Source organism: Paraliobacillus sp. X-1268, from assembly GCF_003426095.1.
Taxonomy (GTDB): Bacteria; Bacillota; Bacilli; order Bacillales; family Amphibacillaceae; genus Paraliobacillus_A; species Paraliobacillus_A zengyii.
This window is the reverse complement of sequence record NZ_QJSK01000002.1, coordinates 90,932-117,572: the sequence shown is the minus strand read 5'-3', so window position 1 is coordinate 117,572 and position 26,641 is coordinate 90,932. Positions and strand designations below refer to the sequence as shown.

General features: G+C 34.3%; 25 protein-coding genes and 1 pseudogene. 11 read left to right on the top strand and 15 right to left on the bottom strand.

Going from position 1 to position 26,641, the window contains the following annotated elements; all coding sequences use genetic code 11:
- Positions 1-17: 17 nt before the first annotated feature.
- A complete protein-coding gene (locus D2K62_RS05190; protein ID WP_112182441.1) occupies positions 18-515 on the bottom strand; it encodes a GNAT family N-acetyltransferase in 498 nt (165 codons plus the stop codon).
- 142 nt (positions 516-657) lie between these two features.
- Here D2K62_RS05190 and D2K62_RS05185 point away from each other — a divergent pair, with 142 nt between their 5' ends.
- Both D2K62_RS05185 and D2K62_RS05180 read left to right on the top strand, forming a co-directional pair.
- Positions 658-1,509, top strand: coding sequence for an NAD-dependent epimerase/dehydratase family protein (locus D2K62_RS05185; protein WP_198671274.1), 852 nt, complete (start codon positions 658-660; stop codon positions 1,507-1,509).
- A 108-nt stretch (positions 1,510-1,617) separates the two neighbouring features.
- Complete coding sequence (locus D2K62_RS05180; RefSeq protein WP_112182791.1) at positions 1,618-2,103, top strand: divergent PAP2 family protein; 486 nt, start codon at positions 1,618-1,620, stop codon at positions 2,101-2,103.
- Positions 2,104-2,120: 17 nt separating this feature from the next.
- Here D2K62_RS05180 and D2K62_RS05175 read toward each other — a convergent pair whose 3' ends face one another.
- Complete coding sequence (locus tag D2K62_RS05175) at positions 2,121-3,131, bottom strand: NAD-dependent epimerase/dehydratase family protein (protein ID WP_117161051.1); 1,011 nt, start codon at positions 3,129-3,131, stop codon at positions 2,121-2,123.
- Between the two features lie 178 nt (positions 3,132-3,309).
- Between D2K62_RS05175 and D2K62_RS05170 the strand changes: the two genes are divergently transcribed.
- From D2K62_RS05170 to D2K62_RS05150, 6 genes and pseudogenes are all read left to right on the top strand, one after another.
- A complete protein-coding gene (locus D2K62_RS05170) occupies positions 3,310-3,747 on the top strand; it encodes an RrF2 family transcriptional regulator (protein WP_112182444.1) in 438 nt (145 codons plus the stop codon).
- Positions 3,748-3,953: 206 nt separating this feature from the next.
- Positions 3,954-4,100: pseudogene (locus D2K62_RS19400) on the top strand (TetR/AcrR family transcriptional regulator); the annotation flags it as partial.
- 12 nt (positions 4,101-4,112) lie between these two features.
- Positions 4,113-4,835 (top strand): hypothetical protein, encoded by a 723-nt coding sequence (locus D2K62_RS05165; RefSeq protein ID WP_232824075.1) that lies wholly within the window; start codon positions 4,113-4,115, stop codon positions 4,833-4,835.
- Positions 4,836-4,838: 3 nt separating this feature from the next.
- On the top strand, positions 4,839-6,302 hold the full coding sequence (locus D2K62_RS05160; protein ID WP_117161050.1) for an MDR family MFS transporter: 1,464 nt from the start codon (positions 4,839-4,841) through the stop codon (positions 6,300-6,302).
- A 401-nt stretch (positions 6,303-6,703) separates the two neighbouring features.
- The gene (locus D2K62_RS19060; RefSeq protein ID WP_232827968.1) at positions 6,704-6,868 is read left to right on the top strand and encodes a DoxX family protein; all 165 of its coding nucleotides are present in this window, start codon (positions 6,704-6,706) and stop codon (positions 6,866-6,868) included.
- Positions 6,869-6,946: 78 nt separating this feature from the next.
- A complete protein-coding gene (locus D2K62_RS05150; RefSeq protein ID WP_112182447.1) occupies positions 6,947-7,477 on the top strand; it encodes a DUF4269 domain-containing protein in 531 nt (176 codons plus the stop codon).
- Positions 7,478-7,543: 66 nt separating this feature from the next.
- Here the strand turns inward: D2K62_RS05150 and hmpA are convergent, their stop codons facing one another.
- From hmpA to D2K62_RS05135, 3 genes are all read right to left on the bottom strand, one after another.
- Complete coding sequence (hmpA, locus tag D2K62_RS05145; protein WP_232827967.1) at positions 7,544-8,767, bottom strand: NO-inducible flavohemoprotein; 1,224 nt, start codon at positions 8,765-8,767, stop codon at positions 7,544-7,546.
- 259 nt (positions 8,768-9,026) lie between these two features.
- The gene (locus D2K62_RS05140) at positions 9,027-9,254 is read right to left on the bottom strand and encodes a hypothetical protein (RefSeq protein ID WP_112182448.1); all 228 of its coding nucleotides are present in this window, start codon (positions 9,252-9,254) and stop codon (positions 9,027-9,029) included.
- A 295-nt stretch (positions 9,255-9,549) separates the two neighbouring features.
- Complete coding sequence (locus D2K62_RS05135) at positions 9,550-9,780, bottom strand: hypothetical protein (RefSeq protein WP_112182449.1); 231 nt, start codon at positions 9,778-9,780, stop codon at positions 9,550-9,552.
- Positions 9,781-10,326: 546 nt separating this feature from the next.
- Here D2K62_RS05135 and D2K62_RS05130 point away from each other — a divergent pair.
- Positions 10,327-13,230 carry a DEAD/DEAH box helicase gene (locus D2K62_RS05130; RefSeq protein WP_117161049.1) on the top strand — a complete coding sequence of 968 codons (2,904 nt, stop codon included), beginning with the start codon at positions 10,327-10,329 and terminating at the stop codon, positions 13,228-13,230.
- Positions 13,231-13,272: 42 nt separating this feature from the next.
- Here the strand turns inward: D2K62_RS05130 and D2K62_RS05125 are convergent, their stop codons facing one another.
- Positions 13,273-13,668, bottom strand: a complete 396-nt coding sequence (locus tag D2K62_RS05125) for a (deoxy)nucleoside triphosphate pyrophosphohydrolase (RefSeq protein ID WP_117161048.1) — start codon at positions 13,666-13,668, stop codon at positions 13,273-13,275.
- A 187-nt stretch (positions 13,669-13,855) separates the two neighbouring features.
- Complete coding sequence (gene gltC / locus D2K62_RS05120) at positions 13,856-14,755, bottom strand: glutamate biosynthesis transcriptional regulator GltC (RefSeq protein WP_117161047.1); 900 nt, start codon at positions 14,753-14,755, stop codon at positions 13,856-13,858.
- A 145-nt stretch (positions 14,756-14,900) separates the two neighbouring features.
- Between gltC and gdhA the strand changes: the two genes are divergently transcribed.
- A complete protein-coding gene (gdhA, locus tag D2K62_RS05115; protein WP_117161046.1) occupies positions 14,901-16,283 on the top strand; it encodes an NADP-specific glutamate dehydrogenase in 1,383 nt (460 codons plus the stop codon).
- A gap of 65 nt (positions 16,284-16,348) precedes the next feature.
- Here gdhA and D2K62_RS05110 read toward each other — a convergent pair whose 3' ends face one another.
- From D2K62_RS05110 to D2K62_RS05075, 8 genes are all read right to left on the bottom strand, one after another.
- Positions 16,349-16,966, bottom strand: coding sequence for an acetate uptake transporter (locus tag D2K62_RS05110; RefSeq protein WP_117161045.1), 618 nt, complete (start codon positions 16,964-16,966; stop codon positions 16,349-16,351).
- Between the two features lie 98 nt (positions 16,967-17,064).
- Positions 17,065-18,030: a homocysteine S-methyltransferase gene (mmuM, locus tag D2K62_RS05105; protein WP_117161044.1), complete on the bottom strand. Its 966-nt coding sequence runs from the start codon at positions 18,028-18,030 to the stop codon at positions 17,065-17,067.
- Positions 18,031-18,258: 228 nt separating this feature from the next.
- Positions 18,259-21,492 (bottom strand): DEAD/DEAH box helicase, encoded by a 3,234-nt coding sequence (locus tag D2K62_RS05100; RefSeq protein ID WP_117161043.1) that lies wholly within the window; start codon positions 21,490-21,492, stop codon positions 18,259-18,261.
- Positions 21,493-21,676: 184 nt separating this feature from the next.
- Positions 21,677-22,399 carry an EcsC family protein gene (locus D2K62_RS05095; RefSeq protein ID WP_117161042.1) on the bottom strand — a complete coding sequence of 241 codons (723 nt, stop codon included), beginning with the start codon at positions 22,397-22,399 and terminating at the stop codon, positions 21,677-21,679.
- 109 nt (positions 22,400-22,508) lie between these two features.
- Complete coding sequence (locus D2K62_RS05090; RefSeq protein ID WP_117161041.1) at positions 22,509-22,772, bottom strand: DUF202 domain-containing protein; 264 nt, start codon at positions 22,770-22,772, stop codon at positions 22,509-22,511.
- 79 nt (positions 22,773-22,851) lie between these two features.
- Complete coding sequence (locus D2K62_RS05085) at positions 22,852-23,658, bottom strand: ion transporter (protein WP_117161040.1); 807 nt, start codon at positions 23,656-23,658, stop codon at positions 22,852-22,854.
- A gap of 25 nt (positions 23,659-23,683) precedes the next feature.
- Positions 23,684-24,121 carry a FixH family protein gene (locus tag D2K62_RS05080; protein ID WP_117161039.1) on the bottom strand — a complete coding sequence of 146 codons (438 nt, stop codon included), beginning with the start codon at positions 24,119-24,121 and terminating at the stop codon, positions 23,684-23,686.
- Between the two features lie 52 nt (positions 24,122-24,173).
- On the bottom strand, positions 24,174-25,553 hold the full coding sequence (locus tag D2K62_RS05075) for a PepSY-associated TM helix domain-containing protein (protein ID WP_112182459.1): 1,380 nt from the start codon (positions 25,551-25,553) through the stop codon (positions 24,174-24,176).
- A gap of 181 nt (positions 25,554-25,734) precedes the next feature.
- On the opposite strand from D2K62_RS05075, the gene D2K62_RS05070 reads away from it, so the two are divergent.
- Positions 25,735-26,583, top strand: coding sequence for a methyl-accepting chemotaxis protein (locus D2K62_RS05070; protein WP_232824079.1), 849 nt, complete (start codon positions 25,735-25,737; stop codon positions 26,581-26,583).
- Positions 26,584-26,641: the final 58 nt, after the last annotated feature.

The following is a 26,641-nucleotide window of genomic DNA, read 5'->3' as shown; positions in this document are numbered from 1 at the left end:
AGATACATCTTGCATCTCTAATCATTCCCTATGACTTTACTCCTTCGTTCAAGTATTACTACATCTCGCCACTTACCATCCATTTTACTTATCCGTTCTTTTGTGCCAACTATTCTAAAGCCTGCTTTCTGATGAAGTTTTAAACTGGCACTATTCTCAGTAAAAACACCTGCTTCAAGTGTCCAAAATCCCGTCTTTTCACTTTCTTCGATAAGCGCATCCATCAACTTACTTCCAATCTTCTTACCCGTATAACCATTTTTTATATAAATACTTACTTCAGCAACACCTTGATACACGCAACGACTTGAAACTGGACTAAGTGCAACCCAACCAACTGCTTCATTATTAACTAGCGCTACTAAGCGACAAGTAGCAAGATGTCCCTTGTCCCATGCTTCCCAAGTTGGTGCTTTTGTTTCAAAAGTTGCATTACCTGTAGCAATTCCATCTTCATAGATTTGTTTTACTCGTTCCCAGTGCTCTTGTTGCATTTTACTAATCACTATTTCCATTTACACACCCTCTTCTCTTTTATTATCTTACTAAGATTATACACGTTTATTACTTACTTTCAGGCCATATCCTTTTAAATAATGTAAGCAAACGCGTATAATGATAAATGAAAGCGCAATCAAATTAGAAGAGGTGAATTTATTGAAAAAAGTAGTTATTACTGGTGGTAGTGGTTTACTAGGTCCTTCTGTTATCGAAGAGTTTATTAATAGTGGGTATAAGGTATTAAATGTTGATCATAAACTACCTGATAATCCAATTTGCGAAACAATTATTGCAGATTTAACAAATTTAGGTGAGGCATATGACGTATTGGTCGGTGCTGATGCAGTTGTACATTTAGCAGCTATTCCGAGAGCATACATGGCCCCAACTGATGTTACATTTCAGAATAATACAATGGCAACATTTAATATTTTAGAAGCAGCAGGGAACTTAGGTATTAAAAAGGCTGTTATTACATCAAGCGAATCTATTTATGGCATCGTTTTTTCAAAAAGCGGGTTAACACCACAATATGTTCCTATAGATGAAGAACATCCGACATTACCAGAAGATAGCTATGGTCTATCTAAAATAGTTAACGAAAAAACCGCTAAAATGATCCATAACCGAACAGGAATGCAGGTTGTCTCATTACGGATTGGAAACGTTATCGCACCACATATGTATAAAAATTTCCCGGGGTTTATAGATAATCCTAAAGAACGTATAGCAATTCTATGGAGCTACATTGATGCCCGTGATGCAGCAATCGCTTATCGATTAGCAGTAGAAAAGAACGAACTTGGAACGGCAGTTTTAAATATCGCGGCAGATAACAGTAGTATGAATATAAAAAGTACTGATTTAATGAAGGAAGCTTTCCCTGGTGTAACCGATTTCCGTGAACCACTAACAGGTTATGAAACATTGTTAAGTAACAAAAAGGCAAAAGAAATCCTCGATTGGAAGCCTATTTATAATTGGCGCGATGAAGTGAAGAAATTATAAGGAATGTGACTGGTGATAATTTAGTTGCAATGAAAGAATATAAAAGATGATTTTTTTCGTATAAAATAAGTCCTTGTTTCTCATCTTATACCTAGAGGTGACGAAATGTTGAATCGATCAATAACAACAGCTTTATCTGGAATAGGTATCGCGCAATTTTTAAAAGTACCGTTAAATTATTTAGAAAACGGCAACTGGGACTGGACAAAGCTTTTTGGTACAGGGGATATGCCAAGTTCGCATTCCTCCGCCGTTACATCCCTCACTACATATGTAGCCTTGAAAAAGGGGGTGCCATCAATAGATTTTGGTGTTAGTACTGTCTTTGGTTTGATTGTCATGTACGATGCAATGGGGATTCGCTGGCAAACAGGAGAAATTGCAATTGCGGTAAATGACTTGAATGAACAATTGGATGATCTTTCATACGAACATTCTGGTGTTCGCCATGATAAAAGGGAGAAAGAATTAAAAGAAATGCTTGGACATTTACCAATTGAAGTAGCCGGAGGTGCTGTACTAGGAGTTGCCATCGGGGTATTAAGCTATTTAACCGAAACGAAAAAACAAGAAAAGCGTCAGACCTCTGAATAGGTTGTGACGCTTTCTTTCTAGTTAATTTGCGCTAAGAACTCCTCATAGCTAGCTATCGCATAATCCATTTTTTCATTTAGGACATGGTCAATAGTTTGTAATTCTGGATTCTCTTCAAAATAAGCAATCGACTTTCGTATCCCTTGCTCAAAGTTAGTTGTTGCTTTATAACCTGGAACGAAGGATTTTATTTTGCTATTATCAACAACATAACTAGTAGAAGCATCCCCAAATAACGGCGCCTTAAACTCCGGCATAAAAAGAGATATAGATTCTGAAGTCATATGGATGATCCTTGGTTTAACACCAACAACCTTACCCAAAACAGCAAGATATTGATCCCATGTTTTCACCTCATCAGAAGTGATATGAAAGGCTTCCCCAATTGTTTCGCTATTCCCTAATAAACCAACTAAACCCTTTGCAAAATCGGTATTGTGCGTGATTGTCCATAAGGAGCTTCCATCACCAGGTACGATAATCTTTTTCCCGTTTATAATCCGATCGATCAATGTCCACGGATGAACACCGCTTGTAACAGCAAAAGGGATACTAGTATTTCCATATGTCTGTGAAGGTCGGACAATTGTCATTGGAAAGCCATTTTCACGAAGTTCCTGTCTTAACCTATCTTCACAGGCTATTTTTTCACTAGCATATTTCCACCATGGATTATGCTGTGGCGTTGATTCGTCGACCATATAGTGAAGCGGAGGTCGCTGATATGTAGCGACAGTACTAATGAATATATACTGTTCTGTTTTTCCAGTAAAGTAAGCAATATCTCGCTCGATATCTGCCTCTGTAAACACGATCCAGTTAACAACAACATCAAAATGGTGCTCATCTAATAATGTATTCATTTCCTTTCGGTTATTAATATCACCATAAATCACTTTAGCTCCTTCTGGTACAAAAGAGTTTCGATTCCCTCTATTTAATAAGTAAAGATCCACACCTTCTTCCACAGCCAGCTTGGAAACTTCTTTACTAATAAGCCCCGTTCCTCCAATAAATAATACTTTCATTTAATCGCTTCCTCTCAAACAGTGTTTATCTACGCTCCTATTCTATCACTTTTTGTAAGCGATTACTCTGTTTGTGTGTTTAAAAAGACTGAATAGTATGTTTTTAATCTTTTTATAAGACTTTTTATTAAAAATAAGATATGATTGCTAGTAAACATACGTTGGATAGGGTGATGAAATGCGCTTAAAAAAACATACAGACTATGCCTTGCGTGTTTTAATGCTGGCTGGGTCAAAAGAGGATAATGCGTTAACAAATATTAAAGAAATAGCAGACACCTATTCTATATCTGTAGAACATGTCCGAAAAGTTGTTTTTCAGCTCAACAAATTAGGGTTTATTCAAACTAGTAGAGGCAGAAATGGTGGATTAAAACTTGCACAAGACCCACAAGATATTAACATTGGAAAGGTTGTACGGTTGATGGAGGATGACTTTGTCATTCTAGAATGTTTTAACAGGGAGACCAATCAATGTATCCTCAGTCCGGCTTGTAAGTTAAAACACGCATTAAATAAAGCACTACTAGCATTTTTACAAGTACTAGATGACTACACACTAGCAGATGTGATTGAAAACCAAGTAGATTTAAGAAGTCTAATGGACTTCAGTTAATTGCGATCTATATCATGGAAAAGATCTCTTTTTACAATTAAATGAAGTAATAACCAAAGCTATCTTCTCCCAAATTGAAGAGAGGCTTTTTTATTTACGTGCTCTTTTCTTGACATTAGCTTAACTATTAATTATGATGGTTTTTATGAACATTGACCAATCGGTTACCTAAAATGACCGTTCGTTTATATTAGGAGGGGTGACCAATCGCAAAAAAACAAGAGCTAAAACAAATTGCCATTAAGTTATTTGCTGATCAAGGTTATCATCATACTTCTATTCAGCAAATTGCTAAAACTGCCAATATTTCTAAGGGCGCCTTCTACAACCATTTTGATTCCAAAGATCAATTATTTATTGAATTAATGAAAAATAATCATGAAGAATTATATCAAAAATTGGATTCACTTCACTTATCTACTTCGTTAACTAAAAAAGAAGTATTCACGAAGAAGTTAGAAATTGAGTTAGAACAAATCCACCGAGATCGCTCCTTTTTGTTAATAATGTTCAAAGAGTTTCCACACAAAAATGACGATGTCATGTCTAAAATAAATGAGGATTTTCGTATACGTTTAATTAAACGACATAAAGATGAACTTTTAGAAGTCTATGGTGAACGAATCAAAGCAACGGTTTGGGATTTAACGACTATTCTTGAAGGTATGATGAAAGAGTATATCTCACTCATTGTCTTTCAAGGTATAACGATCTCTATTAAAAAGCTCACCAAATTTATCGTTGCCCATATGGATACACTTGCTGAATCAATAGTAAATATGGAACCAATTCTAAACGAGGAACTGTTATGTAACTCAAATCGAACAAGTCATGTTTCAATAGCTGAACAGCTAGATGATATGCTCTCGATGCTAAAGCCTAAAGTGGAGAGATTAACCATTTCTGATAACGAAAAAGAGAAGTTATTGGATTGCTTAACTAACCTTCGAAAAGAATGTCAACAAGAGGTCCCTGCTTTATATCTAATAGAAGCATTGTCCTTATATTTAAAGACACAACCTGAATTAGAGAAAAAAATATTACAATTCGAAAAGTTAGTTCATAACTTGATCGAGGGGGAGAAATAATTTATGTCACAAGCAATAAAGCAAGATAAAGTAGAAAATGAAAAAATGGGAGCAATGTTAGCAGTAATGTTAATTGGTGCCTTTGTCGGTATCTTAAATGAAACGTTACTTGCAACTGCATTACCTAGTATTATGGTTGATTTAGATGTAACACAAAACAAGGTCCAATGGCTCACCACTGCCTTTCTATTAACAAACGGAATTATGATACCCATTACCGCCTTTTTAATTGAGACTTTTTCAACAAGGAAATTGTTTTTAACCGCTTTTACTGTTTTTGGAATAGGTACAACAATTAGTGCGTTCGCTCACACGTTTCCGGTATTATTAGCAGGTCGGATCGTGCAGGCTACTGGTTCTGGAATTATGTTACCACTTATGATGACAGTAATTTTAACTGTTATTCCTAAGGCACGACGTGGAGCAGCAATGGGTATGGCTGGAGTTGTCATTTCCTTTGGACCAGCAATCGGACCAACTTTATCAGGATTATTATTACAATACTACTCATGGCGTTCACTTTTTTATGTCGTATTACCCATCGTTATTTTAACAATTATTTTAGCTATCTTTTCGGTTAAAAACGTTACGAAAGTTACCAAACCCAAAATTGATATTCTATCAATTTTGTTATCTTCATTTGGTTTTGGTGGATTATTATATGGATTCAGTACTGCTGGAGAAAAAGGTTGGTCTAGTGAGATTGTAGTTATTTCTATTATAGCTGGGGCAGTCATTCTTGGACTATTCATATGGAGACAATTAAAATTAAAGACACCGTTGTTGCAATTTAGAGTATTTAAATTTAACATCTTCACATTATCACTTATTATCACCATGATTGTAATGATGTCGATGATTGGTGCCGAAATGATTTTACCTATGTATATACAGACATTACGAGGTTTCTCTCCACTTGATTCAGGGTTAATGTTACTCCCTGGTGCAATTGTAATGGGAATTATGTCTCCTATTACCGGTATGCTATTTGATAAATATGGTGCAAGAGTACTTGCTGTACCTGGATTAACTATCGTAGCAGTTACGACATTTGTTTTTACCAACCTTTCAATGGATACACCATTAGTATTCATATCAACCATTTATGCAATTCGTATGTTTGGACTTGCAATGGCTATGATGCCTGTTATGACAGCTGGCTTAAATCAAATTCCAGATAGTTGGCATGCACATGGTTCAGCGATGGCTAACACAATGCAACAAGTTGCTGGTTCTATTGGAACAGCCATATTGTTCACTATATTATCAACTGGTATTTCTAATTATGAACCTGACATGTCAGCATTGGCAGAACTATCACAGAGTGAGGCAAAGTTACAACTGGCTAATGACGCTATGCTAAATGGTTATAATAACGCATTTCTATTTGCTTCTATTTTAGCAATTTTAGGTGTTATCATTGCTTTATTTATCAATGAAAAAGCTAGCAAAGCAGCCAAGAAGTAAATAACAATATGTAGCACCCACATTGTTTTACACGAATTGTGGGTGCTTTTATCTATATATATTTTCAATTCGGGCAGTCGCTTTCCGCAGGCAAGTCTTTTTGATAGATCGAGTAACCGGAAATCAAACAACATAAGGAGCATTTTAACTAAAACGCTAACAAAACAAGCTTTAACTAAAGGAGATCTATATGTATAAAATCATTGGTTTATATTTGTTCGCACTTTTATTTTTAATAGCTGGAATTGGCCATTTTCTTATGGCTGACTTTTTCCTTTCTGCCTTACCAGAGTGGACCCCGGACCCCGTTTCCCTATACTGTAATATATTTGTCTGGAATGGTCGAAATTTTACTAGCATTATTTTTACTATATCCAAATACAAGAAGGAAGACCGGAGTTTTGGCAACAGTATTCTTACTACTAGTATTTCCTGTTAATATTTATATGGCATTAACAGCAGAGCAATATACTAGTATCCCATCACTTGCACTATGGATAAGACTACCAATCCAATTTGTGTTAATTTGGTGGGTGCTAGCCGTAACGAAAGATAGAAAACGATAATTAGATATTGTAATTTATAGTTGATCAATTTTCTTCTCAAATAATTGTATTATCATTTTCGATGTAGGGGGAATCTATATGTTTGAGACAATCGGCTATTTAGAACGTGGCAATAAGAAACAGCACCTTGCCTATGAAGCGATAAATAGTCTAAGAATTATCAGAAACTTATCGGAATATAACCCAATCTTATGTGGTACCTTGCCGATTGGAATTGATATGGAGGATTCTGACTTAGATATTATTATGAAAGTTTTTGACCCAAACAAGTTTGAGAAAAAGGTAAAGTCTTTATATGGCGATAAAGAAAAGTTTTTATTTAAAAAGTCCGTGATTAGGAATATCAACGTTTCAAAAGCGAATTTCTTTTTTCAAGGATTTGAATTTGAGTTATTTGGTCAACCTCAATACGTAAAAAAACAACATGCTTATCTACATATGGTAATTGAAGACTTCTTAATGACTAACCATCCCTCTATAAAAGAAAAAGTGATATTACTTAAACGAAAGGGATATAAAACGGAGCCTGCATTTTGTGAAGTTCTAGGATTAGAAGGGGACCCCTATGAAGCACTTATAAACTTTGGTAAAAATAACAAAATTATTTAATAGAGAATGCACGCGCTGTTTTGAGTTGAACAAGAATATCATTAAACTCTTATTATAACTTATTATTTATTCAAGACTCCCAGCAGGACCAAAGAATTCAAAATGTATTTCTTCTTCCTCAACATTCCACTCTTTTAATGCTCGATTAATGACGCGCATGAATCCTTCTGGACCGCAGAAGTAAAATGAAGCTTGGTTTGTTGGAATAATAGATTGAAGCCAAGGTAAATCTACATATCCTTCTTTATCAAACTGGTCATCTTCCAACGGATTATCGTATACTACATAACTACTTACGTTACTGAACTTATCTGTAATATCTTTGACCGCATCTCTTAAACCGTGCACATTACTATTTTGTGTAGCATGAATAAAATAAATTGGTCGATTCGGTTGTTCTGCAACAGCTGTTTCTAACATGCTAACTAAAGGTGTTAATCCAACACCACCACTAATTAAGACGAGTGGTTTCTCGCTTTCTACTAGAAAAAAGTCCCCTGAAGGCGCACTCAAAGGAAGCGTATCACCTTCTTCTACTGTATCATGCAAATATGTTGATACAACACCATCTGGATTTCCATCTATTCCAGCTTCACGTTTAACACTTATTCTAAAATAATTATCGTTGGATTTACTAGACAAACTATATTGGCGCAAGAAGTTATAAGGTGCGCCCTCTTTTTCTATCTTGACTGTTATGTATTGCCCTGCTTGATAAAATGGTATAGATCCATTGTCACTTGGTTTCAAATAAAACGAGGTGATAACATCACTTTCTTTTACCTTTTTGATTACATTAAAGTCACGATATCCCTTCCATCCTCCTATTTTTTCTTCGTTTTCCTTATACATATCAACCTCAACTTGAATAAATACATCAGCAATAACACCATATGCTTCTCCCCATGCATTTATAATATCGTCTGTTGCAGCATCACCAAGAACCTCTTTTATCGCAGCTAATAAATTTTCACCTACAATCGGATAATGTTCAGGTAAAATGTTCAGACTTCTATGTTTATGAGCAATTTGTTTAACTGCTGGCAAAATAGCTTCTAGATTGTCAATATGAACAGCTGCAGCATAAACAGCACCCGCTAATGCTTTTGATTGTTTTCCCTTTTGTTGATTCGTTTGATTGAATATGTTTTTTAATTCTGGATGGTTTTCAAAAAGTCGTTGATAAAATCGGCTCGTAATACTTTCACCATGAACTTCAAGCACTGGTACTGTTGATTTCACAATTCGTATTGTTTTTTCATCTAAGATAGGTTGGTCTTGAATTGTCATACTAACTCCCCTTTTATACTTTATTGTTTAAAAAGTGTATTTTAAATACATCTTTAATTGTAATGAAAAGTAATATATCGATTCAATAGCAAATCAACGAAAGTAATGACAATTGTGTTACAAACCTTTTTAAAGAACCTCTAAAGGAGCCTCAGCTTAATGCCAGGCTCCCTTAGATCACCCTATTGGTAGTAGTTTAGACAAAAATATCTAGCATTTTGGCGCATGAAACGCCTTTACTGTAATAAAATAAAGAAGGTTATTCGGGTTTTGCTTGTTGCTGTTGTTCTTGAGCCATTATAGAACTTTGTACTTGGCTAACTGCAGTTTGTGCCTGTGCAAGTTCAGTTTGCGCTTGTTTAATTGCTTCTTTTGACATCGCTTGATCTGACGATGACTTTTCAATAGCTTGTGTTAATAGTTCTTTCGTCAATGCTGCACTACCTTTTGCTTGATCTAATTGATTTACATCAATTTGTTGTGGCATAAAGACTCTCCTCAAAAAAATTATTTTATTACTCTGGATATGATTATTAATGGATATTTTTCACAGAAGTATAAATTAGTGGTGAACGGATATGAAGAAAGTGAATTGTGCAGTAAATCAAGAAATTATCAGTGAATTTTCTTGCATATTTAACATTGAATCTATAACCAAAATATTCGATCTATATATTTCCACATCATATAGTGAACATAATCTCCAAGCTCTTTGGCATAATAAACATGTACTTTGTTAAAATAAAATGCAATAAAAAAGCCCCTCAATGAGGGGCTTACATTTAACAACATACTTCTTCTTTTTCCATATCAATTAACTCAGCACAATACGCTCCTGATAGGATTTTCGGCTGTAGTTCTGTTATATACACTTGAATATCTTCACGTTGGTTTTCTATATCAGTTAAGTTAAAGTAAACAAATCCATCCTCACTATGAAGAACAGTTAATAGTATTTCATCTTCAACCTTTGTTGTTGCTACAAGTCTACACGTTTCACATTTTGGTGCCATTTCAAATGAGATCGTAATCTCCTCCTGATAGTTGTTTTATAGAATTTTTTCAATCGCACTGTTAAAAATTCTAACATAGTATTTAGTACAAATAAAATGAGATTAGACCTGTAGAGCTTACATATATGCTTATTTAATACAGTGCAAAATGAATAAAACATTTATTCTTATAAATGATCTTAAATGCGCTTGTTTATAAGCAGTTGCTTAAAAATTTTCTTACTCCTGTTCTATTTAAAGGACTTTAGGATATTACTATGCTTTATCTTTAGCAACACCTAAAAATTTAATCGTTTAGAATGATCGAATGTTATTGTAATATTTATGGACAGCTATGTTAAGATAAAAACTATATACTACTATTATACATATTTGTTCAAATTTAATTATTTACTCCATTAAAATTAGAGCATAAATAACTAATTAAAGACGGTTTCGTAAATTTAGAAACGGATAACAAAGGAAGCTTTATTTTCGATGAGAAAGCACTTCACTAAAGAATTATTACACAAAAAAATCATACTATTAATGTGAATGGAGAATAACATGGAAGATTTCATTAAAAATCTAGAAAATTCATTACATAAGGGATTTATAAATCAAAATCATAGTACTTCCGGAAGTTATATGCCAAAACTTTTAATTAATGATCCAAAAAGTAATATAAATGTATTGGATTCACTATTAGAAGAATTAGAAAATAGTAGTTCCTTTATTTTTTCAGTTGCTTTCATTACAGAGAGCGGTCTCGCAACATTAAAATCGCATTTATTAGATATTAAGAATAAAGGAGTACAAGGACGAATACTGACCTCAACATTTTTAAAATTTAATAATCCCAAAGTATTTAAAGAACTGTTGAAAATAAAGAATGTTGAAGTTAGATTGACCGATATAGCAGGATTTCATTCCAAGGGATATATATTTAAAAACCAAAACCATTACTCCTTAATAGTTGGAAGCTCCAATTTAACAGCTCAAGCTCTTAAGGTGAATTATGAATGGAATATAAAACTTACTTCACATGATAATGGAGATATCGTTCACCATTTCAAAAATCAATTTGAAGAGGTCTGGAGTAATGCACAAGCATTAACTGAGCAGTGGATAGAAAGCTACGAAGAGGTCTATGTAAATGAAATAGTAACTAGAGAAGATGATAAGTTAATAGAGTTACCTACTAGTTATTCTACTAACACTATTAAAGATGCTTTACAGATTGTCCCTAATAAAATGCAGCAAGCAGCATTAAAGCAAATTCAATCACTACGTGTAAAGGGTGAAAACAAGGGACTTATAATCTCTGCGACAGGAACAGGAAAAACATATCTCTCAGCCTTTGATGTAAGAAGTTTTAGGCCTAAACGTATGCTCTTCATTGTTCATCGAGAACAAATTCTCAATAAAGCTAAATCAGATTTCCAAAGAATACTTGGTGGTATCGATAAAGATTTTGGGATCATTTCTGGCTCAACGAAACAAACAGAAGCAAAATATATCTTCGCGACAATTCAAACCATTTCAAAAAAGGAATACATGGAACAATTTAAAAAAGATACATTTGATTATATATTAATAGATGAGGTTCATAAAGCAGGTGCTCAGTCTTATCTTAACGTAATAAAATACTTTAAACCAAAATTTTTGATGGGAATGACAGCTACACCTGAACGGACAGACGATTTCAATATATATGAATTATTTGACTACAATATTGCATATGAGATTCGATTGCAAGAAGCGTTGGAAGAAGATATGCTCTGTTCATTCCATTATTTTGGGGTTACAGATTTAGACTATAATGGTGAAATAATCGATGACGCCACAATCTTATCAAAGCTTGTAACAAGTGAACGTGTGAACCATATGCTTGAAAAAATTAACTACTATGGGTTTTCCGGCGATAAAGTGAAAGGATTAATATTCTGTAGCAGGAAAGACGAAGCGCGGACTTTATCTATAGCATTAAACAATAGAGGTTTACGCACAGTTTCACTAGTTGGAGATCATTCGCAGGAAGAACGAGCACTTCGAGTAAATCAACTTGAAAGTGGTAAACTAGATTATATTTTAACTGTAGATATTTTCAACGAAGGGATTGATATCCCTAGCGTTAATCAAGTTGTAATGATAAGACAAACGAAATCAAGTATTATCTTCATCCAGCAGCTTGGTAGAGGATTACGTAAGCATGATTCAAAAGATTTCGTTACTATTATTGATTTTATTGGAAATTATAACAATAACTACCTTATACCTGTAGCTCTTTCAGGAGATAAGTCACAAAACAAAGACAATATTCGCAGAAAAACTACCAACACCAGTTACATCAAAGGTGTCTCAACGATTAACTTTGAAGAAATAGCAAAAAAGCGCATCTTTAATGCAATAAATAATAGTAACCTAACTACATTGAAACTTTTTAAAGATGCCTTTAGTGAATTAAGAAACAAAATTGGTAGGGTTCCATACTTATATGACTTTATATTGAATCAGTCCATCGATCCTATTGTCATAACAGAGAAATATTTTAATTACCATCAATTTTTATTGAAAGTATTAAAAGAAGCCCCTTCGTTAACAGAATATGAGAATAATGTGTTGTCCATGCTATCTTTAGAAGTTCTAGACGGTAAAAGAAGTCATGAAATTATATTATTAGATTTATTGTTACGTAAGGGAAAAGTGGAATATAAAGAGTACATCAATCACCTAAAAGACATGGGATGTGCAGTTGATAATTCAACAATCGCCTCCGTGAATAGCATATTTAATTTATCTTTCTTTACCAAAAACTGTACAAAAAAGTACGGAGATATACCAATAATTTATCTGAATACAGAAAATAATTATCTATTCAACGAACAGATTATGAAAAATCTACAAAACAATAAATACTTTAATAAATTAGTTGTTGATATTGTTAATAGTGCCAAAGAAAAAAATAAATCCTACCAACGTAATAAACAACTAACGTTATATGAGAAATATTCAAGAAAAGATGCTTGCAAACTATTAAACTGGGAAAAAGATGAAAGTTCTACTATGTATGGATATAAACCAAAACATAATACTTGCCCAATATTTATCACCTATCATAAAAATGATAATATTGATTCTAGTGTGAATTATGGTGATGAGTTTCTAAATCATGAAGTACTTAAATGGTTCTCTAGAAGTAATAGGACTTTAAAATCAGAAGAAGTCCAAAAAATTATACACGCATCAAGCATGGATAATACTATTCATCTTTTTGTTAAAAAGGACGATGATGAAGGTACAGATTTTTATTACTTAGGTACAGCAAGGCCTGATAAACAAAGTGTTAGTCAAACTACAATGGCAGATAAAAATGGCAAAGAGCTTCCTGTAGTATGTATGAATATGATTATGGAACAACCACTTCATAATCAACTTTATAATTATATTAAAAAAGGATTGAATGATTAATATACTCGTACTGAAAAATAGCCTTCTTATATTTTAAGAAGGCTATTTTTCCTTAATTAACTGCTCCACAGCAGGGATATCCGCTGGTGCCCATTTTAACGAGGATAAGTTTTCTCTGTTTAACCAAATAAGTTTTGCGTGTTCACTTCTAATAGGTGTACCCTCAATAACTTTACACTTAATTGCAACTAAATTAATCATAAATGCAGTGTACTCATGTGTATGCTCATTGAAGAATTCTTGTGCTTCTATCCTACAATCAAGTTCCTCATCTATTTCCCTTACCACAGCAGAATATAAATCTTCACCTTCCTCTACTTTACCACCAGGAAATTCCCATGTGTTAGGAATAGACATATCTGAAGATCTTAATGCACATAGTATTTCGTTATTTTCATTTTCAATAATAGCAGCAACTACTTTTATCATCTTTTTCAAATTAATCCCTCTCCTTTATAATTTTCTTATCTTGCTATTTACTATATATCATAATAATACCAATTTTAATCTAATTATAAAATATACAATATAGTAGCTAATTTTAAAATTGCTATTTTACACTCGAGTTTCCTAACATCCAACTCCAATACATACTGAACATTATATATATATCAGCAATATTAAATTAATTTTTTTTATCATATGTCTCTAGTAAAAAGTTATAAAACAACTCTTCTGTCGGGAGTAACTTTCGTTGTGTTGGATAGATTACACCGACAGTTCTAGATAGATTTGAGTTACTTAATGGAACCATTATTGTTGATTGTGGTGTATTATCAACCAGTGTCATCTCAGGCATTAACGCCACACCTAAACCAGCTGAAACTAGTCCTTTTAAAGCGTCAATATCTTTCCCTTCAAATGCAATTTCAGGTGAAAACCCTACTTTATTACACGCCTCGATAACCTGATCACGAAACACAAAACCTTCAGGAAGAACGACGAACGAATCATCTTTTAATTCTTCTAACTTGATAGATGTTCTATTTGCTAATGCGTGGTGAATAGGTACGAGTGCTATTATATTTTCTGTGAATAAATTAGTCCCACTTATTCTTGTTTCCTGCTCCTTTAACGGCATCGGTGCAATCATTGCAAGATTGAAATCACCATGTACAACCCCATTTATTAAATCATAATAGAGCGCATTACTCATTTGAAATTTAGCCTCTGGATATCGCATACGAAAGGCATAGATAACCGATGGTAATGTATGGGCTGCCATACTGATTGGAAAGGCAATTCTAACAGTTCCACTTTCTGGATTCAGGTATTCTTTTACTTCTCTTTTTGCCTCTTCCATCATGTTTGTCGTTTTTATCATTCGCATTAAAAATATTTTACCTATTGGCGTTAATTTAACTCTTCTTCCATCACGTATAAAAAGATCTATCCCTAGCTCAGCTTCTAAATTAGATATCTGTCTACTAACGGAAGATTGTGCGACATGTAGTGCATCGGCAGCTTCTGTCATATGTTCTCTTTTAGCAACTTCCATGAAATAGTTGATTTGACGCATCTCCATAGATAACACCTCCAACAATCAATGCGTTAAACGCATTAACTTAATCGTTTCTTTATATTGTAACTATCAATCAATTAATTATAAAATTAATTGACAGTAAAAAGCAATTTACTGAATTTTAAAATAGTAATAGGAGCTGATTTATATCAAAGTAATTGAAAAAGTTGATGAAACCCAAATTCAAATCGTAAAGGATTACGTTAATCATAAATTTAAAATTGTCGAAGAGCGCAATGCAGGTGAATTAGAGTTCCAACAAGCTGTTAAAGAAGTCTTTGATTCATTAGTACCTGTACTTGTTAAAAATCCAGTATATATTAAACAGGGAATTCTAGAAAGAATAGTAGAGCCGGAACGATTAATTCACTTTAGAGTCCCATGGGTGGACGATGAGGGAAACGTAAAAGTAAATCGAGGATTTCGTGTTCAATTCAATAGCGCAATCGGTCCATATAAAGGTGGATTACGATTTCACCCTTCAGTAAACGCTAGCATTATTAAGTTTTTAGGATTTGAACAAATATTAAAAAACTCTTTAACTGGTCAACCAATCGGTGGCGGTAAAGGCGGTTCTGATTTTGATCCAAAAGGTAAATCAGATTTAGAAATTATGCGCTTCTGTCAAAGTTTCATGACAGAGCTAAGTAAACATATCGGACCAGATACTGATGTACCAGCTGGTGATATAGGTGTTGGAGCGAGAGAAATTGGTTATATGTTTGGTCAATACAAAAAATTACGCGGTGCTTACGAGGCTGGTGTTTTAACCGGGAAGGGCATCAATTATGGTGGAAGCTTAGGCCGAACAGAAGCAACAGGATATGGCTTGGTTTATTTTGTCGATGAAATGTTAAAAGGTAAAGGATTAAGCTTTAACAATAACACTGTTGTTATATCTGGTTCAGGTAATGTATCAATTTATGCTATGCAAAAAGCAATGCAATTAGGTGCAAAAGTTGTTGCATGTAGTGATTCAAGTGGCTATATATATCACAAGAGTGGTATAAATCTAGATACGGTCAAGCAATTAAAAGAAGTCGAAAGCAAGAGAATATCCGAATATGTTGCCATTCATCCGGACGCTATCTATGTAGAGGGCTGCACAGGAATTTGGTCACTTCCATGTGATATTGCATTACCATGTGCAACACAAAATGAACTTGATAAAGAAGCGGCGAATCTCCTACTATCAAATGGTGTAAAAGCGGTTGGAGAAGGTGCAAATATGCCTTCCACACAAGAAGCAATTGATCTATTTATTGATCAAGGCGTTCTATTTGGACCTGCTAAAGCTGCAAATGCTGGTGGTGTTTCTGTATCCGCATTAGAAATGGCACAAAATAGTGCCAGATTAGCTTGGACAGCACAAGAAGTCGATACGAAATTGCAAGAAATAATGAAAAACATCTATCGTGAATGCGTTAAATCTTCAGAAGAATATGGTGCTTCTGGTAATCTCGTTGTTGGTGCCAACATAGCTGGATTTGTTAAAGTAGCCGATGCAATGGTTTCACAAGGGGTAGTATAAAATAACCGTATCGATAATAAAAAAGATGATTCCTATTACGCAGGAATCATCTTTTTTACTTTTATTTATTTTTTAAAAATCCCAAATGGCTTTCCTATTGGTAGGAACACATATCCGAAATGTTTGTTTAACACTATTGCACCTGCACCGTAGAACGATAGTAAGGCAATACACATTTCTGATACTGCAGCTAACATATGTGTCACCTCATACATAACACCAAATGTACTTAAAGATAAGCCGATAAATAAGAAGTCTATAAAGACGAAGATAAAGAATAGAACTTTATGTGTTTCCATAGCTCCAATTGTCAAAAAGAGACATAGGATTAAATAACCTATAAATGCGAACCCAAGTTGTTTAGTATCTGCATTTGCTGCCAATGTTTCTCCGAATACACCTAATTGCATTAGCCACGTTGTGCCGACACCAAACCAAAATAGGCCAAATGCGCCAAATGCCGTAGTTCCAAAAATATTATTATGCTTGGCATCTTGAACAGCAGCAAATAATTGTGCTAGTCCACCTAAGAAAAATGCCCAAGGTAAAATCAATGCTAGTCCTTCTGTTAATCCTAATTTCTGCGATGATGCTACAAACGTTACCATTGCAAGACCAAATAGGCCAAGGGCAGATGGATCTGCTGTTGCGATTTTTACTTCTGTCAATTTCTGAGTCTCCATTGTATCCTCCTTAAAATAAAACATACTTTAGTAATTTACCGAATAAAGACTGTTGTGTCAATCCCTAATTAGTTTTTGCATTATTAAATCTGGTTACTTTAGCTATCCGATAGTTCAACAGAAGGACGCCATCTCTTTGAGAGCTCTGTAATATGATGTGGCGTTGTTCTACAACACCCACCAATTATACGTGCTCCAGCTTTAAACCACTCTTCCGATTTCACATCAAATCTATCAGCTGACTTCAGTCCATGCCATTTGTTTGTTTTCGGATCGTAGGTTTCACCAGAGTTTGGATAAACAATGATTGGTTTTTTTGTGTATGAAGCTATGTTCGTGATTGCTTCTGTAGTAATAGAAACTGGCAAACAGTTCATACCAATTGCGACTATTTGCTTATTCTCCTCTAGCACATTTACACATTCCGCTAACAAACTGCCATCACTGATTTCTTTTTCATTTTTCACAGTAAAAGTTAACCATGCATATGTATGTGGAAACTCTGTTACTAAGCGGCTTATTACTTTTGCTTCCTGTAGAGATGGTATTGTTTCAAATGCTATTAGGTCAGCTCCCGCTTCAATTAATGCATGCATTCTAGCCCGATGAAATATTTCTAATGTTTCATCTGTCACACCGTAATTACCAACATACTCCGATCCATCTGCAAGGAAAGCCCCATATGGTCCAACAGAGGCTGCAACAAGCGGTTTCGGTCGTTTCTTTTGCGCTCCTTCTTCTCGCCAAAAGTTATCTCTGGCTCTTCTTGCAAGGTAAACTGTTTTCTTTATTAACTCCAGTGCGTCATTTTCATCTATCCCACGCTTTAGAAAGGCATCAACCGTTGCCTGATAGCTTGCTGTTATTGCGCAGTCCGCACCTGCATGAAAATAATCAAGGTGGACTTGATAAATTAACTCAGGGTTTTCAAGTAGTACACGTGCAGACCATAGTGGATCATCTAGATTACAGCCACGTATTTCAAGCTCTGTTGCTAAAGCACCATCTAAAATCATTATCTCGTGATCTTGGAGAATCGCTTCAATTGGATTACTATTCAACATCCAGCATACCTCTTTTCTATCCATTACTAGTCTCTAATATATTTCGCATTTTATCCGTATATCCGATTTATAGTCAAAATGTTAAATAGTTACCTTTACAACTAAAACTATTAGTTCTTGTATTTTAATTTTTTCATACAAAAATGATCTATACGTTTGCCGTATATATCATTGGATTCACTTTAAAAACGGAGAGGCTTTTTAGCTACCTCTCCTTTTATTTTACTTTTATATACTCAACAGTTCTCTAATATCGTCTTCCGATATACTCGATAGCATCGTATCACCTGGTTGAATAACTTTTTCAATCAGTTCTTTTTTACGCTGTTGAAGCTTTTCAATTTTTTCCTCAATTGTTCCTTTGGTTATTAAACGAATGACTTGCACAACATTCTTTTGTCCCATACGATGAGCCCTTCCTGCAGCTTGATCTTCCACAGCGGGATTCCACCATAAGTCATACAAGATTACCGTATCTGCACCAGTTAAGTTTAGTCCAGTTCCACCAGCCTTTAACGAGATAAGAAATATATCATTCTCACCTTGGTTAAATCGTTCAACCATCTCAACGCGTTCTTTAGAAGGTGTTTGGCCATCAATATAAAAGAAGCCAATACCTTGTCTCGTAAGCTCTTCCCTTATAATGTGAAGCATACTAGTGAATTGAGAGAAAATTAACATCCGCTTTTTATTCTCTAAGGCATTACCTACAATGTCTATTAATTGTTCCAATTTACCCGAGGAACCTTGGTAATTCTCGATAAATAAAGATGGATGACAACATAATTGCCGTAGACGTGTCAAACCAGCTAATATTTTAATCCGACTTTTATTTAATCCTTCATCCATTAGTGATTGCTTTGTTTCCCTTTGGATTCTTTCTAAATAAGCGAGATACAATTCTTTTTGTTCCACAGTTAACTCAGATACATGTGTGGATTCAATTTTGTCAGGAAGCTCTTTTAAAACATCTTTCTTTAAACGTCTTAATATAAATGGACGTGACATTTTAGAAATTTTTTCTGGTGAAAGTTTACGGAACAATGCATGCGTCGGGAAAAATCCTGGCAAAATCGCCTCGAAGATTGCCCACAGTTCATCTAAAGAATTTTCAATTGGTGTGCCGCTTAAAGCAAAACGTTTATGTGCACGAATAGTTCGAACTGCTTTGGATGTTTTGGTTGCAGCATTTTTAACTGCTTGTGCCTCATCTAAGAAAAAGGAGCTAAATTGAACATCTTTATACCAATCAAGATCATGTCTTAACATGGGATAAGATGTGATAAAAACATCTGGCGCAACTTTTCTCTCCAAAATTGCTGCACGCTCAATCGGCGTTCCGATCACCACTTCTACATCTAGATCAGGAGCAAACTTTTCGAATTCCATTTTCCAATTGTAAACAAGTGAGGCTGGCGCTACAATTAAAGCTGGATTTGTTTCTTTTAACTCTTCTTTTTCAGATAGCAAGAAAGCGATCCCTTGAACGGTTTTACCTAAGCCCATATCATCTGCAAGAATACCACCTAACGAATAGTGTGCTAAAGTTTTTAACCACTGAAATCCGATTTCCTGGTAATCTCTAAGTTCTGCTTGTAAGTTCGCTGGAATTTCAAAGTCTAATTCATCCGGATTTTTTAATGTTTGGATAAGGTGACGGAACTGCTTCCCAATTCGTACCTTATTCTTGTTTCCTTCATTGATAATATCGTCAACTTGCAAAGCGCGATAAACTGGAAGTTGTAAGGAACCTGACCGAATATCCGTTTCATTTGTATTTAATTCAGAATACAGCTGTCTTATATGTTGAAACTGTTCATTACCCTCTATTGAGACGAATATTCCATTTGGAAGACGATAGTAGTTTTTCTTTTCAATGACAGAGTCTAAAATATTTTGAATATGTTCTTGTCCGATGTCCTTCATATCAAAACTAACTTCAAGTAAGCTTCCATCACGATTAAAATCAAATGTTGTCTCTGGTGCTTGGCTTTCTGGTAAAAGAAGGTCCTTTACTGCATTTGTTAGGAATATATCTGCTTTATCCTCTAGGAAAGGAACGGATCGGTAGAGAAAATTATAAATTTCCTCTTCACCTTCGACATAGAGTTTTTTTCCATTATATTTTAATAACGCACTTTCAATAACCGACATAATTTGTTGCTCTTTCCGTGTATCCCGAATCATTAATTCCTTTGTTTCATCCATATCTGGTTCAGTCTCATTAAATGGATTAATTATTTTATCACCATAGTGATATTCTAAGTCTACTAGTAAAGTATCTTCTTCTCGATCAATTAATAGTTTCGTTTTTAATGGGTATTGGATAATTTGATTCGAAATTTGGTCTGCAATCTCTATCTGACCTACCTTTTTCATTTCAGGTATTACAATAGATAGAAAGGACTCAATCTGATCAGAAGAGATCGTAATATATTGTTCTTCATTTACGATCGGTACAGTCGGAAGCAATCCAGAAGAAATCTCTAATAAGATATTTTGTTGCTCGGTAGTTAACTTATAAAGATAATTGTCCTTTAAGACATAATTGTAAAGCTCAAAAAACGACATATCTATCATTTCCGTAATATCTAAATGAAATTCTTCCTCTGCACCTTTATCCAACTTGAAATGAAATGGTAGATCTTTATCAATAAGCTCTATTTGGTTATAAACTTGATCCTCATTCTCAAATGTGTATGTAGTATGTAGTATTTTTGACAAAAATTCATCCACAACCATTGGCGGAATATATACAACACGGTCTTCTTTTCGATAGGAAAAATAGGGATCCATATAAGCTTCTTCGTTTCGACTTACATCTATTAATAAATGGATCAAATCTAAATCTTCTTGTTTAAAAACTTGTTCCATTGGTTCATACGTATAGTTATCGGTAAAATAGTAATTTCTTTGTTGCTCAACAGCTTTTAGAAACTGTTTCAAATCTTTCACAACATAGGTTCGTTTTATGCCTATTTTTAATTCCAGTGTCCATAAACTTGATGATCGGTACATTGTTTTCACAATAAACTCAACATGCACCTGATGCTTGTTTATATGTTCTTGCGTATAGCCTTCTGATTGATAAAAATTTGAAAAGGTATTAATAAAGTGGTTAACCATCTTCTGTTGTACCCTTTTTTGTTTGTTTTCATCAGGCAGATAACTGCGATTCCCCTGTCTTCTTTCTATTTCTAATAGGCAAGCAACGATATGTTTACATTCGCCATATTCCGAAGAGGCTAAACACTCACACTCATACGCCATATCGTTTTCGTTTAGCTGAATACTAACAGCATATTCTTCACTTCCAACAATTTTGCCGTACCATTTATTCTGGTTTTTTTCATAATAGAGATGTCGAATATGTCCGTTATTAAAATAGGCTTGTCCTTGACGGTAAATCGGTTCAGAAAATGATTCTTGTATCTTGTTTTTTAAAATAGGAAAACTTCTCATATTTCATCAACTTTCTGTTCTCTAAATTTTTGCTTATCCCTTCATTATACACACGTTATGGAAATTTATAGTTAAAACAAAGAAAAAGGTTATACAATACTTACTATTTATATATGTTGCATAGATGGTCAGTGATTTAAATGCTCAGCTTTAAGTCTAACTCTTACCTTCTTTTTATTTAAACCTAACCATTCAATTGTTTTGCCGCTAAAAACCGTATGCGATAAGCATTCATTGCTGTCTCACCTAACGTGTCAAAGAGATTATGATTTGCATATGCCCCGACAATTGCTCCAAAACCTGGAATCAGTTGCAACAATTTAACTAAATCAATATAGTCTCGATACTCTTGTTGAAAAACTTGCCAATCCATATCAACGAGCGTTTCTTTTTTTTCTTCCCAATTCTCAATAATAGCGAGCGTTTCTCTACGCTTATCATCACTAGAAAAAGCCAATTGAAAGACATGGAGTATGAATAAACGTTCTTCATACTTATTCGCATCATATCCATAAACGGCAGCAGCATCAAATAGAAACTTCATTTTAATTGACAATAACAAAGGAAAATCAGCGAGACCTAAAAAGATACCACCAGCACCTGTACCAGCGCCTTCAACAACCGCTGTTTTTCGATGAGTAATAAGTTTTTCCTTTAAAAGCTCATCGCGTTCATACAGACTTTTATCATTTAATTGTTTTTTATTCGTAATCATATTGGAACCAACTAAAGTTGCCTTAACCATATTCTTAATACTATTGGTAATAATCTTATGCGCCTTTTCTGGAATCAACCCATTTATTTTTGTTTGGGCCTTTTTAGATAGTTGATTAAATAGACCTGAACGCTTCAATACCTTCCTACGCCAAATAATTAAATCCTCACGTACCTTTTCTTGATATTCCATCTTAATATGCCACTCCTTTTTACGCACTATTTTAATACGTTTTAAGTAAAAAATGAGTCGACTTTCATTTTAACACGCTTAGCTATTTATCAATTTTACACATTGCATTTTAAATTAGTCTTTTTGAACGATAATAACTATAAATTCCGATCACCAAAATCATAACTCCAAAAAATATTGCACTATATGCTATAATTTCTAATTTTACATTCTGATCAAAGAATTCGATAAGTGCTGCTGCAGTTGCAAAGAATGCCAATGATGTACGGATAAAGGCTAGTATCGTTCGATCATTAGCTAATTTTGTTCTTTCCATAGCAAGTAAATCACCTACAGAAGCTACATTTTTCAACGTATCATTACTTCCATCCATTTTAACTACTCCTCACTTAAAAAATATCTATCTCAATAATTATTTCCATCATAGGGTATCTCCATTCCCTACAGCAATTTTAATTGTCTTTATTTAACTTATGAACCTCTACCATTAACTGCTTCATTTCTTTTATATCCTGCTTCATTTCTTGATTTTCTTCATATAAGCGTTCCAATTGTTTATCACGATTACTATCATCTTCTTGACCTAAATAACTTAGGATAACAGCTACAACAAGATTTAATATAACCAACGCACCAATGATGATAAAGGATACAAAGTAAGTCCAAGCCCATGGCATTTCATTAACGATTGGTCTAGCAACCTGGCTTGCCCATGATTCAAATGTAACAACTTGTAATAATGTAAAAAGCGATTCATGGAAGCTACCGAAAAATTCCGCTGGAAGCACTTCACTATATAATGTTGTTCCTATAATCGCGTATATCGAAAAAATCAAAAAAGATAACCCTAAAATCCCCGTTAAGGCAGGAATCGATTTCATTAAAGCGTCAACTATTTTTCGTAAAGCCGGTATGGCAGGAATCATTCTTAATAAACGTAATACCCTTAATAATCTAATTACACTTACGAAATTGGTTGCGTAGAACAGTAAACTTGCTGCCACAATTAAGAAGTCAAATATGTTCCAACCTTTAGAGAAGTACCCTTTAAAACCAAGTCCAGCTATTTTTAAGACTAATTCTATGACAAAGATCCAAACGATTACTCTATCTAAGAGTTGGAGTAGATCATTACCCCTAAAGTATGTCTCAGCTATTATAACAAGTCCGTTAAATACGATAATACCAATTATGATCGCTTGGAAGCTCTTACTATCTACCAACTGTTTTAATTTACTTCGAAGCAAATTATTCCTCATTTTATCACCCTCATTTCGCTTACGTTTAATGATGATGCTCTGTTTCCTCACTCGCCGGGATTTCTTCTAACGAATCTAACATAGCATCTGTAAGTGTCCCTACTACGAATTGCCTTCGCGGTGTAATAATAGATTCATTATTTTCTGCATGTACTTCTAAATAATAGAGACCATCCTGTTTAAAACTGACCGTTCTTCTATATATTCCCTTTCCGATTTCTATAGCTTCTTCCATCGAGGCTATTATAGTAGCATTTTTGTCGGTAATTTCAAAATGGACAAGGTCCGCACTCTCGACTACTTGATCATTTTGGGTTAATAGTACTTCCATTATAACCTCATCACCTACCGAGATAGTTGTAGGGAGATGAAATTCTATTTCTAATGGCTCCTCTTTTAAATATAAATTCTCCGCATCGCTGCGAACGGAACAAGCACTAATCATTAAAATACTAATGAGCAAAATTGAATTCCTTTGAAGATTTTTCAGAACAAACACCACCTTTTCAAGTCATTTATGCATTAAAGTATTTTTTTAGACGAGCTATTCTTTGAATAATAAGCCAATCTATTAACCAAACGAGAATGATAGATATACCAACAAGTGGGAAAACCACTCCCAATAACACCATTACTGGTAAAAATGTTTTCTTTCTTCTTATCAAAGGTGCAGCAGGGGCACCCAAACCCTTTTCTGGTTTTCGCTTCCACCATAAATAGATACCACTAATCACTACAAAAACGACACCTAAACAAATGAAAAGACTAATTAGTTGGTTTATTAAACCGAACTGGGAACCTTTGTGAAGGGTAATTCCTAATGCTACTACCTTACCAATAAATCCATAGTTATCATATCGATAATCAGCTAGGATTGCTCCCGTATATTGATCAATATGCATCGTTGCTTCATCTTGGGCTTTTGGTGGAAATACAGAGAGGGTATACACGCCCTCCTCATCTTGTGGAATATATACGGCGTATGTAGGATAAATATTTTCTTCTTCTGCGATTTCTACAACTCTATCAATCGATAGCGGAAGCACCGCTTGTATACTTGAAACTGGTACATCTAGATTCTCAGCTGCCCATGGTACTTCTACTACATTTTCCGTTTCTATATTTGACGCTGGTACTTCACCAACCCAAATAGAAGGTGGATAGCCTTCACCTGTATTTGTAATAATAGACTGAAAGTTTTCTCCCCAAAAACCTGACCAAGGTAGGCCTGTCATAATCAAGAATAGCAAGCCGCCAGTTAACCAAAAGGCAGGCACAACATGTAAATCTCTTCGCAATATTTTTTTACCTTTATTAAAACGTGGGAAAAATATACCGGTTAAATTCTTTCTTTTTTTCGGGAACCACAAATAAAAGCCAGTTACAATTAGCACAATAGCCCAGCAAGCAGCTAATTCTACCAAGCGATCTCCCCATGTCCCAGCCATCAATTCACCGTGTATTTCTTCTATTTTATCCATAATTCGATCATCATTATTTAATTCACCAATTGTTTTTCCTGTGTAAGGATTTATGAATACTGTTAAGGATTCATTATTCAAATTGATTGTCACTTCACTCGACCTTCTATCATCTTCACCAGGACGATACTGCGTGACAACCGCATCTGGATACAAGTCCTTTACTTCTTCAATTTGTAAAGAAGGAGCTACTTCTTCTCCTTCTGGCACTACTTCATAATAATCCTGATAAATAACAGCTTCAATCTCAGCTTTAAACAAATAAATCGAACCTGTTATAGCTAGTAAAACTAGAATAGGAGCAAAAATAATACCAGCATAAAAGTGCCATCTCCAGATAGTTTTATATAGACCTTTATCGGTTTTTCTTCCTATTTGCTTTTTTTGTGCATCTATTCTTTTATCTATTCTCATTTTTATTCTCCCTTTTTTATTGCTAACCAATTATAAACGGTTCTATCAAAAACGGCAAAACTAGCCAAGGGTTTATATGATAGTCTTTCATTTGTAAACGATTTACATTGTTCAATAAGCCATATTTATTATATACTATACTAAATACTAGGCATGCACAGAAAAGGATGATATTTTAAAATTGACTCATACAGAATCGACACATTTTAAGCACGAAGACATAACTATCTTAGATAAATATTTAGATGTAATTCCTATGTTTCATACTATGTTCCCAAAAATGGCAATCGGTGTAACAAACCTAGAAGAATGGCTTGCTTATTATCCAGGCGAAAAAGTCGATTTAGGTGTTAAAAAAGGACAAAAGATTGATCCAAATGAACCTTTAGCAGATTGCTTGAAAAATAATAAAGTAATTAAAGATGTTATCCCTGAAGACTTTTATGGCTTTCATTTCACGGGAATGGCGAATCCAATATTAGAAAATGGGAAAGTAATAGGGGCCATTGCAATTCAAGTACAAGAGCAAAACGAAAGAGAGTTACGAAAAATATCAGAGCAAATCGTCACATCATTAACGCAGGCAAATGATCGTGTAACAACTATATCGCAAAGCGCTAATGGACTGTCTGAGCTAAGTAATACGCTGCTCAATCAGTCTAATCATACAAACGAAGAAATGAAGAAAACAGGAGAAGTAATAAATTTTATTAATAAAATTGCTTCTCAAACCAATCTACTAGGTGTAAATGCAGCAATTGAAGCAGCACATGCAGGTGACAAGGGGAATGGTTTTGGAATTATCGCGAAAGAAATTCGCAAGTTATCAGAAGAAACGATCACTTCGACAGAAAAGATTAAAAATGTTCTAGAAAATACGCAAAAATCAGTAGATGAAATTACCGTTTCTATTGATAAAATGGTAGCATTCGGGAAAAATCAAGCTAACTCAACGACAGAAATTTCTGCTTTCATTGATGAAATTGAAGCAATGAGTAAAAAGCTTAATAAATACGCATCTGATTTATAAAAAACGGATAGGATTAAAGTCTAGATTACTAGATTTTAATCCTATCCATTTATTTTAG